Annotated in this window: 15 protein-coding genes and 1 pseudogene; 11 read left to right on the top strand and 5 right to left on the bottom strand. The window is 68.2% G+C overall.

Annotated features, from left to right (window positions below):
* Positions 1 to 9: 9 nt before the first annotated feature.
* The 5 genes from F0U63_RS06665 to F0U63_RS06645 all read right to left on the bottom strand — a co-directional run bounded on the left by F0U63_RS06665 (position 10) and on the right by F0U63_RS06645 (position 6699).
* Positions 10 to 1191: an ATP-binding protein gene (locus tag F0U63_RS06665; protein WP_395844845.1), complete on the bottom strand. Its 1182-nt coding sequence runs from the start codon at positions 1189 to 1191 to the stop codon at positions 10 to 12.
* On the bottom strand, positions 1188 to 1643 hold the full coding sequence (locus F0U63_RS06660) for a response regulator (RefSeq protein WP_395844843.1): 456 nt from the start codon (positions 1641 to 1643) through the stop codon (positions 1188 to 1190). Before F0U63_RS06660 ends, F0U63_RS06665 begins: the two co-directional genes overlap by 4 nt.
* Positions 1640 to 3880 carry an ATP-binding protein gene (locus F0U63_RS06655; RefSeq protein WP_395844841.1) on the bottom strand — a complete coding sequence of 747 codons (2241 nt, stop codon included), beginning with the start codon at positions 3878 to 3880 and terminating at the stop codon, positions 1640 to 1642. Before F0U63_RS06655 ends, F0U63_RS06660 begins: the two co-directional genes overlap by 4 nt.
* Positions 3877 to 4482: a biliverdin-producing heme oxygenase gene (locus F0U63_RS06650; protein WP_395844839.1), complete on the bottom strand. Its 606-nt coding sequence runs from the start codon at positions 4480 to 4482 to the stop codon at positions 3877 to 3879. Before F0U63_RS06650 ends, F0U63_RS06655 begins: the two co-directional genes overlap by 4 nt.
* Before the next feature lie 75 nt (positions 4483 to 4557).
* Complete coding sequence (locus tag F0U63_RS06645; RefSeq protein ID WP_395844837.1) at positions 4558 to 6699, bottom strand: S8 family serine peptidase; 2142 nt, start codon at positions 6697 to 6699, stop codon at positions 4558 to 4560.
* 152 nt (positions 6700 to 6851) lie between these two features.
* Between F0U63_RS06645 and F0U63_RS06640 the strand changes: the two genes are divergently transcribed.
* From F0U63_RS06640 to F0U63_RS06590, 11 genes and pseudogenes are all read left to right on the top strand, one after another.
* Complete coding sequence (locus F0U63_RS06640; protein WP_395844835.1) at positions 6852 to 7970, top strand: ABC transporter ATP-binding protein; 1119 nt, start codon at positions 6852 to 6854, stop codon at positions 7968 to 7970.
* Complete coding sequence (locus tag F0U63_RS06635; protein ID WP_395844833.1) at positions 7957 to 9045, top strand: ABC transporter ATP-binding protein; 1089 nt, start codon at positions 7957 to 7959, stop codon at positions 9043 to 9045. Before F0U63_RS06640 ends, F0U63_RS06635 begins: the two co-directional genes overlap by 14 nt.
* Positions 9046 to 9087: 42 nt before the next feature.
* Positions 9088 to 9954 carry a carbohydrate ABC transporter permease gene (locus F0U63_RS06630; RefSeq protein WP_395844831.1) on the top strand — a complete coding sequence of 289 codons (867 nt, stop codon included), beginning with the start codon at positions 9088 to 9090 and terminating at the stop codon, positions 9952 to 9954.
* Positions 9951 to 10742 (top strand): carbohydrate ABC transporter permease, encoded by a 792-nt coding sequence (locus F0U63_RS06625; RefSeq protein WP_071901572.1) that lies wholly within the window; start codon positions 9951 to 9953, stop codon positions 10740 to 10742. The genes F0U63_RS06630 and F0U63_RS06625 overlap by 4 nt, the downstream gene beginning before the upstream one ends.
* Before the next feature lie 5 nt (positions 10743 to 10747).
* Positions 10748 to 11026 carry a DUF2160 domain-containing protein gene (locus F0U63_RS06620; protein WP_395844829.1) on the top strand — a complete coding sequence of 93 codons (279 nt, stop codon included), beginning with the start codon at positions 10748 to 10750 and terminating at the stop codon, positions 11024 to 11026.
* 4 nt (positions 11027 to 11030) lie between these two features.
* Entirely contained in the window at positions 11031 to 12812 is a 1782-nt protein-coding gene (locus F0U63_RS06615; RefSeq protein WP_395844827.1) for an ABC transporter substrate-binding protein, read from the top strand.
* 67 nt (positions 12813 to 12879) lie between these two features.
* A complete protein-coding gene (locus tag F0U63_RS06610) occupies positions 12880 to 13458 on the top strand; it encodes a hypothetical protein (protein ID WP_395844825.1) in 579 nt (192 codons plus the stop codon).
* 192 nt (positions 13459 to 13650) lie between these two features.
* Positions 13651 to 13860: pseudogene (locus F0U63_RS06605) on the top strand (LysM peptidoglycan-binding domain-containing protein); the annotation flags it as partial.
* Between the two features lie 180 nt (positions 13861 to 14040).
* Positions 14041 to 14961, top strand: a complete 921-nt coding sequence (locus F0U63_RS06600; RefSeq protein WP_395848556.1) for an HET-C-related protein — start codon at positions 14041 to 14043, stop codon at positions 14959 to 14961.
* Positions 14862 to 16193 (top strand): HET-C-related protein, encoded by a 1332-nt coding sequence (locus F0U63_RS06595; RefSeq protein ID WP_395848329.1) that lies wholly within the window; start codon positions 14862 to 14864, stop codon positions 16191 to 16193. The genes F0U63_RS06600 and F0U63_RS06595 overlap by 100 nt, the downstream gene beginning before the upstream one ends.
* Before the next feature lie 289 nt (positions 16194 to 16482).
* Positions 16483 to 16701 (top strand): hypothetical protein, encoded by a 219-nt coding sequence (locus F0U63_RS06590; protein ID WP_395844823.1) that lies wholly within the window; start codon positions 16483 to 16485, stop codon positions 16699 to 16701.
* Positions 16702 to 16703 lie beyond the last annotated feature (2 nt).

The raw sequence follows: 16703 nt of genomic DNA, 5'->3' as shown, positions 1-16703 counted from the left end.
CCGAGCGGCTCAGGGGTGGGCCTCGGACTCGAGGCTCGAACCCCGTGCGAGCGTCTCGCGGGGCAGGCGCACGGTGAAGGCCGAGCCCCGGCCCTCCTCGCTCTCCACGGAGAGGGTGCCTCCGTGCATCGTCACCATCCGGTAGGCGCTCGCCAGACCCACGCCGCTGCCGGAGATGGCCGGCGCCACGTTCCGGCCGCGGCGGAAGCGCTCGAAGATGTGGGGCAGGTCCTCCGCGGGGATGCCCATGCCCTGATCCCTCACGCACAGCCGCACCCAGCCCTCCGGGCCGGAGGACTCCTCGCTCAACGACACGTCGATGGTGCCTCCGCGCGGGCAGTACTTCACGGCGTTGCCCAGCAGGTTGTCCAACACCCGCTCCAGGCTCGACGCATCCCACTGGCCCCGGAAGTCCATGCCCTCCACGTGCAGTTGCACCGGGTGCGTGGCCGCCAGCGGCCCCAGCTCGCGCACCTTGGTGCGCACCAGCGCGAGCAGATCCACCGACTCGCGTTGCAGGGGGCGCTCGCCTCCCTTGGACACCGCGAGGAAGTGGTCGATGAGCTCGCTCATGCGCTGCGTGCCCCGGAGGATCTGCGCCAGCCGCGCCTCCACGCCCGGCGTCTGCGCCTCCTGGGGGAGCTGGCGCCGCAGGAGCTGGGTGCTCAGGAGGATGCTCTGCAGCGGACCCTTGAGGTCATGCGTGGCGATGGCGAAGAACTCGTCGCGCACCGCCAGGGCCGCCCGGGCCGCCCGCTCGGCGACTTCCGCCCGCCGGCGCCGCTCCTCCAGCTCGCGCGTCATGCGCATGGACTCCACCGCGTTGTGCAGGCTGTGGCGCAGGCGCTCCGGGGAGAAACCGTCCTTGAGAAGGTAGTCATGGGCGCCCGCGCGCATCGCGTCCACCGCCACGCGCTCGTTGCCGCTGCCCGTGAAGACGATCACCGCCGGCATCTGCTCGCCACAGCGCTCCTTGAGCCCCTGCAACAAGGAGATGCCATCGATGCCCGGCAGGTGGAAATCCAGCACGAGGGCATCGGGCATCGGGGGGTGGTCGAGCCGCTCCAGCGCTTCCTCGGCCGAGCCCGCGAGCTCCACCTCCCAGCGCGTCCCGGTGTCCTTCTCCAAGGCTCGCCGCAGTGCCCGCTGATCCGCCAGGCTGTCGTCGACAAGGAGTACGCGCAAGCTCATCCCGGGGACAAGCCTCCGAGCCCGGGAAGCCGCGCGACGTTGAACCAGAAGTGCTGCAAGGCGTTCACGACGTCCTCGAGTTCCTCGAGCCCGCTGGGCTTGAAGAGATAGCTGTTGGCGCCCAGCTCATAGGCACCATCCACGTCCTCCACGAGCTTGGAGTTGGAGAAGACGATGACGGGCAGCGAGCGCAGGTGGGCATCCGCCTTGAGCGTGGAGAGGATCTCCCGTCCCCCGACTCCGGGCAGGTGCAGGTCCAACAGGACCAGCATGGGCCGGGGCGCATCCACGTACACCCCTCGCTGGAACAGATAGTCGAGCGCCGACTCCCCGTCCGCCACCCGCGTGATGGGCCAGGAGAGCGAGAGCTTGCGCGCCAGGCGCTGCAATGCCTCGGCGTCGGGATCACTGTCCTCGACGAGCAGCACTGGCCGTTTGAGCTCATCCATCATCCGGGCCCCTTGCCCAGGGTGAAATAGAAGGTAGAGCCCTGGCCGGGCGCGGACTCCACCCACAGATCGCCGCCATGCAATTGAATGAGCCGGCGCGCGATGGACAATCCCGCCCCGTTGCCTCCTCCATATGCATGTGCGGGGTGCAGGCGACGGAACATCTCGAAGATGGTCTCGTGGAACCGCTCGGGAATGCCGATTCCGTTGTCGCGCACGTAGAAAACGTACTCATCCGCCCTTCGACGTGCCGGGCGGGACAAGGGTTCCTCGGGGGTGATGAAGCCCGCCTCCACCCAACGCGGCTTGCCTGCCTGGTGGTACTTGGCCGCATTGGTGAGCAGGTTGGACCAGACCTGGTGGATGCGCACCCGGTCGCACGCCAGCTCGGGGAGCCGGCGAGGGACCCTCACCTCGATGCCATTCTCCTGGATGCGTGACGACACGATGGTCAACACGTCCTCCAGGATTTCCTGCATGTCCGCCTGGCCCCAGGACAGCTCCACGCGCCCGACGCGGCTGTACTCGAAGAGGGCCTCCATCTGCCCCTGGGTGCGCCCGGCGAGCCAGCGCACCTCCTCCAACTGCTTGCGCCCCTCGCTGCCCACCGCGTCCCCCACGTCCTCCAGGAGGAAGCTCACGTACTGCTGGATGCCGCGCAGGGGCTCCTTGAGGTCGTGCGCCACGGTGCCACCGAAGGCATCCAGCTCCGCGTTGGAGCGCGTGAGGGCGGCGGCATGGCGCAACAACACGCCCACCAGGGCCCCACGCAGTCCGGCGGCGGCGGTCCGGTCCTCCGGTGTCCACGGCAGGCTCGCCCCCTGCACCGTCTCCTGCCAGGCCGTGAAGGAGGCGCGCGGATGCAACCGCTGGGTGCCGGGGCCCTGGACGACGGGCTTGAGCGGATTGCCCGCCCAGGTGACGGTGCGCGTGACTTCCGGGCGGAACCAGACGACGAAGCGGGGAGCGCTCGGGTCCAGGCGCACCGCGAGCAGGCCACTGGCCACGTCCAGGTAGGCCTGCGCGGGTTCATACACCTGGCCGAGCCGCTCGGTGTGGAAGGTGGTGCCCTCGAAGGGCTGCCGGGCGAGCCACTCGCCCAGGGCCTTCACCTCGTCCAGGGTGGGCGTGGCCCCCATGAGGATGGGCGCCTCGCCGAGCAGGAGGGCCGCGCCCGTCGAGCCCGTGAGCCCCAGCACCGAGTCCGCCTCGCGCGAGAGCGACACCGGCAGGGAGCTCGAGTCCGCCGACAGGCGCTCCATCAACTGCGTCTGGAATTGCGCCCGGCGGGCGATCTCGGCGGCCATCGTGGCGCGCTCCTCGGACGCCAGTTGCAGCGACACCAGCCGGGCCAGCACGTCGCACGCCCGGCGCGCGGCGGCCGGCACCTTCAAGGGAGCGCGGTGATGGCACGCGATGAGGCCCCACAGCGCGCCCTCGCGCAGCAGGGAGATGGACATGGACGCGCCCACGCCCATGTTGGCCAGGTACTCCAGGTGCACCGGCGACACGCTGCGCAGGGCCGCGCCGGACAGGTCCAACGGCCGCCCCAGCTCGGGGAGCACCGCGGGCACCAGCGGCACGGGCCGCGCGCGCGCGTCGGCGATGAGCCGCAGGGTGTTGCGGACATAGAGGGCCCGGGCCTGCACGGGGATGTCGCTCGCGGGGAAGTGCATCCCCAGGAAGCTGTCCGTCGCGGGCTCCCGGCTCTCGGCCACCACCTCGCCGTGCCAGTCGCTGTCGAAGAGGTACACCATCACCCGATCGAAGCCGGAGAGCGTGCGCACCGCGCCCGCCACCTCCTGCAGCAGCGCCCGCGGCCCCTTGGCCCGCGTCAGGGGCGAGAGGATCTGATCCACCATGACCAGGGCCCCCTCCTCGCCGGAGTCGCTGGTGATGGGCTCCAGGTCCAGCACCGCCAGCCCATCGCTGCGGTGCAGGAGCCCCACGAAGGCGTGCCCCGCGGCCTCGATGCGCAGGGTGCCACTGGGGCCCTGCTGGGACAGGGCCCGTCTGAGCAGGGCGAGCGACGTGGGGTGCAGGAACTCCGCCAGGGGCTGGCCCAGCAGGGCCTGGGGCGCCCGTCCCAACCAGGCCTCGATGTTGGCGCTCACCACCCGCAGGGTGAGGTCCGGCTCGGAAAAAGCCACCAGGGCGCCGTGTGGTTGGATGCCACCCAGCAGGTGGATGGGCTCGCGGTCACATTCCGTAAGTTCGGTCTGGGAGACAGGAGGATTCATGAACGGGAGACCTCACGGAAACGGGCTTCGAAAGCGTCGAACGTGGCCTGGGCCCCCCGGATGACGCGGGGAGCGAGCGCGGGCTCGGGACAGGCGCGCAGCAGGGCGTCGCCGAAGGACTTCCACATGGGGCCCACGTTCTCTCCATAGGCCCGGAAGAAAGCGAAGTGCCCCACGGGCATCCCCTCGAAGTGGCGCACGAGGTGGCGCAGGATGAGTTGACCTCCAAGCGTCGAGCCCTCCAGCACGTAGAGGGCCCCGAGCGCCTCGGGTACCCCGGGCAGGGCGGGAGGGTGCGCGAGGGGCGGCAGCCGGGCCAGGGAGTCTTCGTCGTGGCCGAGCGCCAGGAGATCCTCGCGCAACAGGTGCAGCTTGCGGCGTTCGTTCACTCGCAGCTCGGGGTGGGACGGCTCCAGGAGCCCGGCCACGGCCGGCTCCAGGAAGGCATGGAGCGCGTGGAGCGCCTCCAGGTGCGCGCGGTAGCCGGACACGGAGAGGTCCGGCGCCATGAGACGCACCACGCTCTCGGCGCGCTCATGGTGGGGTCGGGTTTCGGTCTTCAACGACTGCAACAGGTGGGGGGATTCGAGGGAGAGCAACACCCCTCCAAGCATGGATGTGGGGAGCAGGCCGGGGAACCCGCCCGGCCCGCAAGTGTCCACCTTTCGCCAGGGCGGCTAGTCGGGGGAGGACTCGGTGGGGGTGAGGGCGAAGTTGATGCCGTTCACCGTCTGGGACACCTTCACCTCGATGGGCTCGATGTTGGCGGGGTCACGCCAGGCGCCCACCCGCTCCCCGTCCTCGAAGAACTCCTCGTCCCCATCCTCGTCGATGGTGGCGATCGCCAGGTAGGTGCGCGGAGTGAGCTTCATGCTGTAGGAGTAGCCACTGGACGCGGGCACCAGCGTCAGCCCCTCATCCTCGAGGTCCAGCTCGCCCGCGGCGTTCTCGAAGAAGAAGGCGAGGATGATGTCCTTGTCCTCGACGCTTCCCACCTGGATCTTCACCGCCACGGTGGCCGTCTGCCCGTTGTCGCCCGTCAGGGTGAGCTGCGCCGGGTACTCGCCGCGCGACAGGTTCGCGGTGTTGACGGCCACCGGCAGCGAGACCGAGCGATAGGCGGACACGGTGACGGTGTTGCCACTCGGGAAGGACAGCGCGGAGGCATACGTCCCCGAGGCCTTCGCGGTCACCTTGAGCGAGCCGCCGCCGAGGTTGCGCACCGCGAGCGACTGGGTGCTGGCGCCCATGAAGGAGATCTGGTTGGCCCCCACGCCGAGCTTCGACGGAGCGTTGGGATCCAACCCGTTCTTGGCCCTCAACACGGCGGCCTGGGCGTTGACGAGCCCCGCGCCACAACCCTCGCCGCACTGGCTCGCCGGATCCGCGGTGGCGGTGAGGATCTGCTCGACCTCGTCCGAGGTGAGGCTCGGGTTCTGCGCCTTCATCAGCGCCACGATGCCGGCCACGTGCGGCGCGGCCATGCTGGTGCCCTGGTAGTAGGCCCATACGGGCGTGTTGTCATCGTCCAGGATGGGGGAGAGCACGCCGTCCGGCTTGCCATCCCCATCGAGGTCCTCCGAGATCTCACCGCCGGTGGCCATCACGTCCACGTTGGCGCCGTAGTTGGAGTAGCTGGCGCGCTTGCCGTTGAAGCGCGTGGCGCCCACACAGATGACGTTGTTCTGGTTGCACGGAGAGAAGGCGCTCGCGTCGACGTTGTCGTTACCCGCCGCCACGACGATGATGACACCCTTGGCCACAGCGGCGTCGATGACCTCCTGGAGCGCCTGGCTCGGGGGAGACGCGCCGCCGAGGCTCATGTTGATGACCTGGACGGGATTGGCGTTGGTCCTCAATCCGGGAACCGGATTGCCCACGGCCCACTGGATGCCCGCGGCGATGTCGGCGAACGAGCCGCCGTCCCTGCCCAGCGCGCGCACGGGAACGAGGGGGCCCGACCAGGTCACCCCGGCCACGCCCGCGCCCTCGTTGGACACCGCGCCGATGGTGCCCGCCACGTGCGAGCCATGCCACGAGGAGCTGCCGTTGGGCTGGTCCTTGCCCATGTCCGTGGCATCCATGTCGCGCCCGTCGCCGTCTCCCGAACTGGCGACATCGGAGATGAGGTCCACGCCCTGCACGACGCGGCCGTTGAGGTCCGGGTGCCGGACGATGCCCGAGTCGATGATGCCCACGGCGACACCGGCCGTGGTGATGTCCCAGGCGGCCGGCAGGTTCATCATCCGGTAGTGCCACTGACGCGTGTAGCCCGGATCATTGGGCGTCTTGAAGGCGTACACCCGGGCGTTCTTCTCCGCGTAGCGCACGCCGCGCATCCCCTCCACCTCCTGGGCGAGCGACTCCGTCGCCAGTGCGCGCATGACCCCGGGATACAGGGGCGCGTAGCCGATGAGGTGCAGATGCTGGGTGACGGCGCCCTTGTACACCGCGCGGTAGCCGGGGAGTTGCACGCGCGCGAGGGCCTCGGACTCGGAGAGGTTCGCCTCCTCGAAGCGGACGATGACCTCACCCGGCACGCCGTCCACGCCTTGCGTCCCTGGCGCGGACAGGGCCGAGCGCCGCGCCGCCCTCTGCTTCGTGACGGCCTGCGTCAGGGAGGCGGACAGCCGCCGCCGGACCGCCGGATCCTTCAACTTCTCGGGCCAGGCGGCCGGGGACGTGGCGGACTGGAGACGGAAGGGCGTCAGGGTGCCCTTCACCGTGCCCGTGGGAGTTTCCGGCTCGGGCTCGAGAAGATCCTCCAGGTTGCAGGCGGAGACGGACAGGAGCCCCAGCAGGGCGAGACGGCGGAGCACGCGGGTTTTCCTTGGACGCATGAGGACCCTCCAACAATCTGGACGACGAGAGATTCCGCCTCCTTACTCGCCTGACCCTGGACCGGGCGAGAACCTTCTCCCTACAGTGCGCGCGCGATGACACCGGCCTGGAGCAACGAGGGATACATCTGGTGAAGCAAGGCATCGAGCTGGACGCAATCACGCGCGTGGTCGGCGGAGAAATCCACCTCGCGAACATTCACTTGACGCTCGAACCCGGCTCCTTCCACGTGCTGCTGGGCCGCACGCGCGCGGGGAAGACGTCGCTCCTGCGTTTGATGGCGGGACTCGACAAGCCCACCCGGGGCACGCTGCGCGTGAACGGCACCGACGTCACCGGCGTGGACGTGCGCAAGCGCGACGTGGCCATGGTGTACCAGCAGTTCGTCAACTACCCCTCCCTCACCGTCTACGAGAACATCGCCTCGCCGCTGCGGCTGGCGGGCAAGCTGGACGCGAAGGAGTTGGACCGGCGCGTGCGCGACACCGCCGCGGCGCTGCGGCTGGATCCCTTCCTGCAGCGGCTGCCCGCGGAGCTGAGCGGAGGCCAGCAGCAGCGCACCGCCATGGCGCGCGCGCTCGCCAAGGACGCCTCGCTGCTCCTGCTCGACGAGCCCCTGGCCAACCTGGACTACAAGCTGCGCGAGGAGCTGCGCACGGAGATCCGCCAGCTATTCCAGGACCGGCCCGCCGTCGTGGTGTACGCCACCACCGAGCCCACCGAGGCGCTGCTGCTCGGCGGCCAGACGGTGGTGCTGCACGAGGGGCGCGTGCTGCAGACGGGCCCCACGCTGGAGGTGTACCAGGCCCCCGCCACCGAGCACGTGGGCCAGGTGTTCAGCGATCCCCAGATGAACCTGTGGGACGCGGAGGTGACCCAGGACGCGCGCCTGCGCCTGTCCCCCGAGGTGCACTTCCCCCTGTCCGGCCACCTCCAGGGGCTCGCGCCGGGGCGCTACCGCCTGGGCCTGCGCGCCCACCACCTGCGACTGGCCCCCTCCTCCCCCACCGACATCCGCATCCCCGCGCACGTGGAGCTGGAGGAGGTGAGTGGCTCGGAGACGCTGCTGCACGCGGCGCACGCCGGGCTCGCGCTCGCCGCCCAGGTGGACGGCGTGCACCGCCACCACTCCGGCGCGCCCGTGGAGCTGTTCGCTCCGCCCTCGCGCCTGTTCGTGTTCGACCCCGGAGGCCGGCTCGTGGCCGCGCCGCCCCTCGCCCGCCAGGAGGCCGCGCATGGCCAGGATTGAGCTTCGCGGCGTCGCCCACGCCTACCGCCCCTCGCCCACCACCGACGCGGACTACGCGCTGCGTCCCCTCGAGCTCGTCTGGGAGGACGCAGGCGCCTACGCGCTCCTCGGCCCCTCGGGATGCGGGAAGACGACGCTGCTCAACATCATCTCCGGGCTCTTGAGGCCCTCGCGCGGCCAGGTGCTCTTCGACGGCGTGGACGTCACCGCCGCCCCGCCCCAGCAGCGCAACATCGCCCAGGTGTTCCAGTTCCCGGTCATCTACGACACGATGAGCGTGCAGGAGAACCTGGCCTTCCCGCTGCGCAACCGGGGCATGAGCCCGGGCGAGGCGCGCGCGCGGGTGGAGGAGGTCGCGGAGCTGCTGGAGCTCACGGGCGACCTGCCCCGGCGCGCGAGCGGCCTGTCCGCGGACATGAAGCAGCGCGTGTCGCTCGGCCGGGGCCTGGTGCGCCGGGACGTGGCGGCCATCCTCCTGGACGAGCCGCTGACGGTCATCGATCCGCACGTGAAGTGGCTCTTGCGCCGCAAGCTCAAGCAGGTGCACGAGCAGTTGAAGATGACGCTCGTGTACGTGACGCACGACCAGGTGGAGGCACTGACGCTGGCGGACCGGGTGGTGGTGATGAACCAGGGCCGGGTGGTGCAGGTGGGCACGCCGCGCGAGCTGTTCGAGCGCCCGCTGGACACCTTCGTCGGCTACTTCATCGGCAGCCCGGGCATGAACCTGCTGCCGTGCGCGGTGGAGGACGGCGCGGTGGTGGTGGAAGGACAGCGGCTCGCGCTGGACGCGGGCGTGTGCGCGCGGGCGCGGACGGCCGGGGGCGAGTTGCAGCTCGGCATCCGGCCCGAGTTCCTCCGGCGCGTCCCCGAGGGCACCCCCTCCTCGGTGCGTGTCGAGGTGACGCAGGTGGAGGACCTGGGACGGCACAAGCTGGCCACCGCCCGGCTGGGCACGCGCACGCTCAAGGTGCGGCTGCCCGAGGACGAGCGGGTCGCCCCCGGAGAGACCTGCTGGCTGGAGCTGCCGCCCCCCTGGACGACGCTGTACGCCGCGGGCCGCGCCGTCTCCTGAAACCCCGAACGAGAACCCCCCTTCTTCTCAGGATCCCCCTTCATGGAAAAACCCACCCGACAGAGCGCCTGGCTCCTGGTCGCCCCCGTGCTGGTGGCCGTCGCCTTCAGCGCCGTCATTCCCCTCATGACGGTGGTGAACTACTCGGTGCAGGACATCCTCGGCCCCGACCAGCGCGTCTTCGTGGGCACGGAGTGGTTCCGCAAGGTGCTGAGAGATCCCGAGCTGCATGGCGCGCTGCGCCGGCAACTGGGCTTCTCGCTGGCGGTGCTGGCGCTGGAGATTCCGCTGGGCGTGGCGCTCGCGCTCGTGCTGCCCAAGGCGGGACGGGCCGCGTCCGCGAGCCTCGTGCTGGTGGGCCTGCCGCTGCTCATCCCCTTCAACGTGGTGGGCACCATCTGGCAGATCTTCGCCCGGGGTGACATCGGCCTGTTCGGCGTGGCCATCAACGCGCTGGGCATCTCCTACAACTACACGGCGAGCGCCCTGGATGCCTGGCTCACGGTGCTGCTCATGGATGTCTGGCATTGGACACCCCTGGTGGCGCTCTTGTGCTACGCGGGCCTGCAAGCCATTCCCGAGGCCTACTATCAGGCGGCGCGCATCGACGGCGCCACGGCGTGGGCCACGTTCCGCTACATCCAGTTGCCCAGGCTCAAGGGCGTGCTGACCATCGCGGTGCTGCTGCGCTTCATGGACAGCTTCATGATCTACACCGAGCCCTTCGTGCTCACCGGCGGCGGGCCCGGCAACGCCACCACGTTCCTGAGCCAGTACCTCACGCGGCTCGCGGTGGGCCAGTTCGACCTGGGCCCCGCGGCGGCCTTCTCGCTCGTCTACTTCCTCATCGTGCTGCTCTTCAGCTACGTCTTCTACACCGCCATGACCCACCAGAAGGAGGCGCGATGAGACGCCTCGCCGTCCCCCTCTATCTGGCCCTGAGCTTCGTGCCCATCTACTGGCTGGTGTGCATGTCGCTCAAGACGAACGAGGAGATATTGGGCGACTTCTCCGCCTGGCCCCGCTCGCCCACGCTCGACAACTACACCACCATCTTCACGGACCCCTCGTGGAGCATGAGCTACGTGCACTCGCTCACCTACGTGAGCATCAACACGGTGCTCTCGGTGCTGCTCGCGCTGCCCGCGGCGTATGCCTTCTCGCGCTTCCGCTTCCTCGGCGACACGCACCTGTTCTTCTGGCTCTTGAGCAACCGCATGTCGCCCCCGGCGGTGTTCCTCCTGCCCTTCTTCCAGCTCTACTCGAGCATCGGCCTGTTCGACACGCCCTGGGCCGTGGCCTTCGCGCACATGCTCTTCACCGTGCCGCTGTCCGTGTGGATCCTCGAGGGCTTCATGTCCGGCGTGCCCCGGGAGATCGACGAGACGGCGTACATCGACGGCTACAGCTTCCCGCGCTTCTTCCTGCGCATCTTCTTCCCGCTCATCCGCTCGGGCGTGGGCGTGACGGCATTCTTCTGCTTCATGTTCAGCTGGGTGGAATTGCTGCTCGCGCGCACGCTCACGTCCGTGGAGGCCAAGCCCATCGTCGCCGCCATGACGCGCACGGTGAGCGCGGCGGGCATGGACTGGGGCGTGCTGGCGGCGGCGGGCGTGCTGACGCTCGTGCCGGGCGCGGTGGTCATCTACTTCGTGCGCAACTACATCGCCAAGGGCTTCGCCCTGGGAAGGGTGTGAGCCCCATGGACATGGAATGGATGGCGTGGACGGGCCCCACGGCCGGCTTCTTCGGCTTCATCGTGCTCGTGCTCGCGGCCTACACCGTCTGGGGAATCCGCTCCCCTTCCCTGCCTCGCAAGGGCCTGCTGCCCATGAGCACCACCCGGGGAGACCGCCTCTTCGTCGGGCTGCTGGGCAGCGCCTTCGTGCACCTCGCCTGGGTGGGCCTGACGGATGCGTCCGTCTGGGTGGCCACCGCTCTGTCGTTGCTGTTCCTCGTCTTCGTTTCTCGCTGGGGGTAGACCGTTGAAGAAGACCTTGTGGACGTTGGCCTTGGCACTGGCCGTTCCGGTGGCGGGCTGCAAGAAGGAGTCGAAGCCGGCGGAGGGCGACAAGCCCGCCGCCACCGCGCAGCCGCAGCAGGTGGACCTGGCCGCCCTGGAGAAGGCCGCCGAGAAGTGGGTGGACGAGGAGTTCCAGCCGAGCACCCTCACCCGTGAGCAGCAGCTCGCGGAGATGAAGTGGTTCCGCGAGGCCGCCGCGCCCTTCCGCGGCCAGACCATCAACGTGGTGTCCGAGAGCATCGACACGCACGTGTACGAGTCCAAGGTACTCGCCAAGGCGTTCTCGGAGATCACCGGCATCAATCTCAAGCATGACATCATCCAGGAAGGCGATGTCATCGAGAAGCTGCAGACGCAGATGCAGTCGGGCCGCAACATCTATGACATGTATGTCAATGACAGCGACCTGATTGGCACGCACGTGCGCTACGGGCACGTGGTGCCGCTCACGGACTTCATGGCGGGCGAGGGCAAGGACGTGACGCTGCCCACGCTCGACATCGACGACTTCATGGGCAAGAGCTTCGTCACGGGCCCCGACGGGAAGATGTACCAGCTGCCGGACCAGCAGTTCGCCAACCTGTACTGGTTCCGCCACGACTGGTTCAGCCGGCCGGACCTGCGCGAGCGCTTCAAGAAGAAGTACGGCTACGAGCTGGGCGTGCCGGTGAACTGGTCGGCGTACGAGGACATCGCGGACTTCTTCACCAACGACGTGAAGGAGATCGACGGCGTCAAGGTGTACGGCCACATGGACTACGGCAAGAAGGATCCGTCCCTGGGCTGGCGCTTCACGGACGCATGGCTGTCCATGGCGGGCGCGGGCGACAAGGGCCTGCCCAATGGCAAGCCGGTGGACGAGTGGGGCATCCGCGTGGAGGGCTGCAACCCGGTGGGCGCCTCGGTGTCGCGCGGTGGAGACACCAACGGCCCCGCGTCGGTGTACGCGCTCACCAAGTACATCGAGTGGCTGAAGAAGTACGCGCCGCCCCAGGCGGCCGGCATGACGTTCTCCGAGGCGGGCCCGGTGCCGGGCCAGGGCAACATCGCCCAGCAGATCTTCTGGTACACGGGCTTCACCGCGCCGCTGATGAAGCCGGGCCTGTCCGTGGTGGACGAGAAGGGCCTGCCCAAGTGGCGCATGGCGCCCTCGCCGCACGGGCCGTACTGGGAGGAGGGCATGAAGCTCGGCTACCAGGACACGGGCTCGTGGACGATGCTCAAGAGCACGCCGCTGGAGCGCCGCAAGGCCGCGTGGCTGTACGCGCAGTTCGTGGTGGCCAAGACCACGTCGCTCAAGAAGTTCCTGGTGGGGCTCACGCCCATCCGCGACTCGGACATCCGCTCCGAGCACGTGACGAAGGTGGCGGACAAGCTCGGCGGCCTGGTGGAGTTCTACCGCAGCCCGGCGCGCGTGGCGTGGACGCCCACGGGCACCAACGTGCCGGACTACCCGAAGCTCGCGCAGCTGTGGTGGCAGAACATCAGCCTCGCCGTCGAGGGTGAGAAGACGCCCCAGGAGGCCATGGACACGCTGGCCACGCAGATGGACGACGTGCTCGGCCGTCTGGAGCGCGCGGGCATGAAGAACTGCCCGCCCAAGCTCAACGAGGTGAAGGACGCGAAGTTCTGGTTCGACGCGCCGGGCGCGCCCAAGCCGAAGCTCGCCAACGAGAAGCCCAAGGGCGAGACCGTGCCCTATGAGCAGCTGCTCCAGGCGTGGAAGGAAGGCCGCGAGAAGTAGTTGTCATGCGAGGGGGAGGCTCCGTCCGGGGGCCTCCTCTTCGAGTCGGACGTGGAAAGGAGCGAGGATGAGAGCCGCGTCGTGGATCCAGATGGGCGCCCTGCTCCTGTTGTTGGGAGGCTGCCGGGAGCCCGCGCCCGCACCGCCCCCTGCGCCTGGGACCCCCGAGAACCCGCTGCTCACCGTGGAGGGAACCACCGTGCGCTACAACGGGCAACTCCTGCCCTGGGAGGACACCGGGGCCTGGCGGCGGGTGCTCGGTCCACCCAGCCGGGAGACGGAGGGCATCCTCACCTGGGATGAGCTGGGTCTCTTTCTTTACGATCAGGATCCCAAGGTCCCCGGACCCGAAGCCTTCGAGATACTTCTGGGCCGCGCGAGACTTTCCCCTCACTCGAAAGGAGAGCCCGACAGCTGGCCGCACAAGACCTTCACGGGCCGGCTCCTCGTGGATGGCGCCACCGTCACCAGCCGATCCAAGCTCCATGAAATCAACCGGGACAAGAAGGGCACCGATTTTAGCAGCGGGTACATGAGCGGGATCTACAGCTACACGGTGGAAGAGTTCGACGTGTGGCTCGAATATGGCCATGACCGCACCCTCACGACCTTCAGTGTGACGAAGTGGTTGCCCAAAGCGCCTTGAGTCATCCAGAGCCCCGTCCGTAACGGGGATGCCTTGGAGCCAGGGTCACTGCAACCCGGGCGGTCGTACCATGGGTGCCCAAGGACACTCGTGCGAACCGCGCCGTCGTAGGCGCTTGCCCCTCCGCTCGTGCCTTGCCACAGTAGCCGGGCAGCCGGTGCGCGCAGGTGCGCACGCAAGGGGGGAGCATCCATGGCGGGCAATCCACGCAACCACGCTTTCATCCAGAAGCCCCCGCCCAACGCGTCTCACCCCTCACCACCAGGGCTCCCGCCCCGAACACATCGGATCCGCGCAGGGGATACCCTCTCTCGACTGGCACAGGACTATCAGGTCTCGCTGGAGTCACTCGTCGCCGCCAACTGCATCCAGGACGCTCGTCTGCTCTGGGTGGGGCAGGTGTTGACCATTCCGCAGACAAACTCTTCCACCACCCAGCCTGCACCGCCCCCAGCGGCCCCCTCCACTGCCGTTACCCCGCGACGCAACACGGTGATGCCTCGGCCTCGCACCAGACCTTTCGGGAGTTCCTCGGTCACTCCTACATGGGTCGCCGTGGAGGGTGAAGCGCTCCAGAGCACCATGGCCCTCGAGGAATTGCACTCGCTCATCACGTCGATGACGCCGGACGAGTTGCTGTCATGGTTCCAGCTCATCTTCGGGGAGGACATCCCTCCGACCACCATCCAACGCCTGCGCTCCGCCGTGATCACCGGCTCCCTGCCTGCACCCCAGGTTGTCCTCGTCCGCGATGAACTGGACGGGCACCCGGCCGCCTACCACGGTCCGAGCCGCTCCATCCTCATTTCTCGCGAACTCGTGCTCCAGGCGAAGAGCAACAACAACGAAGCATGGAAGCTGCTCGTGTGTCTCACCGAGGAGTTTGGCCATCACCTGGACCGGCTGCTGCGCACGCACTACTCCTCCATCGGAGGAGATGCACTCCTCGATGAGGGGGCTCGAATGGCCTATGCCCTTATCGACTTCGGATACAGCCAAGGACTGCGGCGGCGCGAGTTCGCCCGCTACACCACGGCCAAGGGTCTGGTGGCCCTGGAGGTAGAGTTCGCGGACATGACGGCGGCCGTCCAGCGCTTCCTGAACGCGACAGAGCAGCGGGAAGACGCCCGGTCGGGAGATCTGGAGTACTTCGGCGCGGGGCGTGGCTCCGGACGCGAGGGCTCCTTCGGACACGAGTCCATTGAGGACGCATTGAAAGAAGCCAATTTCTCTCTCGCACAGCGCAAAGCCATTTATTTCGGCAACTGGCTGCGCGACCACTCGCAGCTCGTCGACCCCAAGCTCGTCCGCAAGAAGGGTGCCCGGGTCGCCGCGAAACTGTCCCGGGAGTCCGGTTCCGGGTGGATGCCCAACGTCTGGGCGTCTACCGCAACGAGGAGCACATCGATAATCCAAACGGCATCACGGACGCTCGCGCCATCGATCCTGCCTTCCGGGTTGCCTGCCGCGCCGAGGAACTGGCCATCAACTCCCTACGGATGAAGAACTTCATTCGCACTGGGGGATTGCCTGGAGGCCGATCGCCACGCCTCCATCGTGTGAAGGACGGAGAAACGCTGGACAGCATCGCCCGCGCAAATGGCCTTACCTGGCAGGCATTGGCACGTCACAACTTCGGTACCGACGTCAAGGATGAGGTCACCCGGCAGCTCTACACCCAGGTGGGCTGCCGAAAGAGGACTGGCGATGGCCGCAGCTACATCTTCACGAGCCAGGACTCGCCCGGCCTCATCCAGATTCCTGGCGCTACGGGCGACCTCGTCCCGGAAGCGTCCTACAGCGCCTTCCACTACATGAGCACCCAGCTACGCACGGCCGTGAAGCTGGGGCGCACGGATGACGGCTTGCGGCACTTCGGTCACGCGCTCCACACCATGGAGGACTTCTTCAGTCACACGAACTTCGTGGAACTGATGCTCATCGAGCTCGGCGCCTGGGTGGAACCCTGGGTGCCCACCCAGGGATCAAAGGCGGGTGATGCCTCCTCCCTGGTCCTGACCAGCGGTCAGTTCGGCGGACTGGACACCATGGCGAGCCTTACCCTGGGCATCGCCGAATCGATGCAGAAGGAGCACGCGTGCATCCCGGGCGAGACGAGTTCGGCAACGAAGATCGCCCTGATCATCCTGGAGGATCAGGGATACATGGAGACCCGCGACGCGCTGGGCGGCCTGTCCACATGGTGGAATGGTTTGGAGAAGGCGCACCCCACCCTCGCCACCTTGAGCTGCGAGACGGTGGGCATGGTGATACGCTCCCTCCAGGCCAGTCTGGGAGGTAACATCCAATCCGCAGCCAACCTCCTCGATGATGCGCAGACAGTCTTCCTGAGCGATCCCTCAAGCACCAATCCGACACACACGCAGTTGGCCAAGGACCATGATGACCACCCCCTGCACGCCCTCGCGGCCGCCCTGGCGGCGGGCGCCGTGCAGGACGTGGGCAAAGTCATCCAACGCGCGTGGAGCGGCAAGGCCACCGCGGACGATGTGGTGCTCACCGCTTCCCACTACTTCCTGCACCCCGCCCGGATTGACCCCCAGGGCAACGCCGGATGGATGAGGAACCACGTCCAGGCCTGGATCCCTGGCCATCGGGCGGCCATCACGCGCATGGGCTCGAAAGGCTGGGCAGTGGAGTGGACAAAGCAGGCTTCTCGGCACATCCATGAGTTGAAGGAACGCGCCACCAGGCTTATGAAGAGGAGCAAATGAGGGCATTGTCGTGAAGCCAGATATGGGCGTCCTGCTCCTGCTATTGGGAAGCTGCCGGGAGCCCGCGTCCGCTCCTCCACCTGCACCCGGGACCCCCGAGAATCCGCTCCTCACCGTGGAGGGCGCCACCGCGCGCTACAATGGGCAACTCCTGCCCTGGGAAGATACCGAGGGCTGGCCGGCGAGTGCTCGGTCCGCCCAGCCGGGAGGGCGACGGCACTCTCACTTGAGATGATGGTGGCAGAACATCAGCCTCGCCGTCGAGGGCGAGAAGACGCCCCAGGAGGCCATGGACACGCTGGCCACGCAGATGGACGACGTGCTCGGCCGTCTGGAGCGCGCGGGCATGAAGAACTGCCCGCCCAAGCTCAACGAGGTGAAGGACGCGAAGTTCTGGTTCGACGCGCCGGGCGCGCCCAAGCCGAAGCTCGCCAACGAGAAGCCCAAGGGCGAGACCGTGCCCTATGAGCAGCTGCTCCAGGCGTGGAAGGAAGGCCGCGAGAAGTAGCC

The organism is Cystobacter fuscus (assembly GCF_044360685.1).
GTDB classification, from domain to species: Bacteria; Myxococcota; Myxococcia; order Myxococcales; family Myxococcaceae; genus Cystobacter; species Cystobacter fuscus_C.
This window is presented reverse-complemented; position numbering and strand designations above follow the sequence as displayed.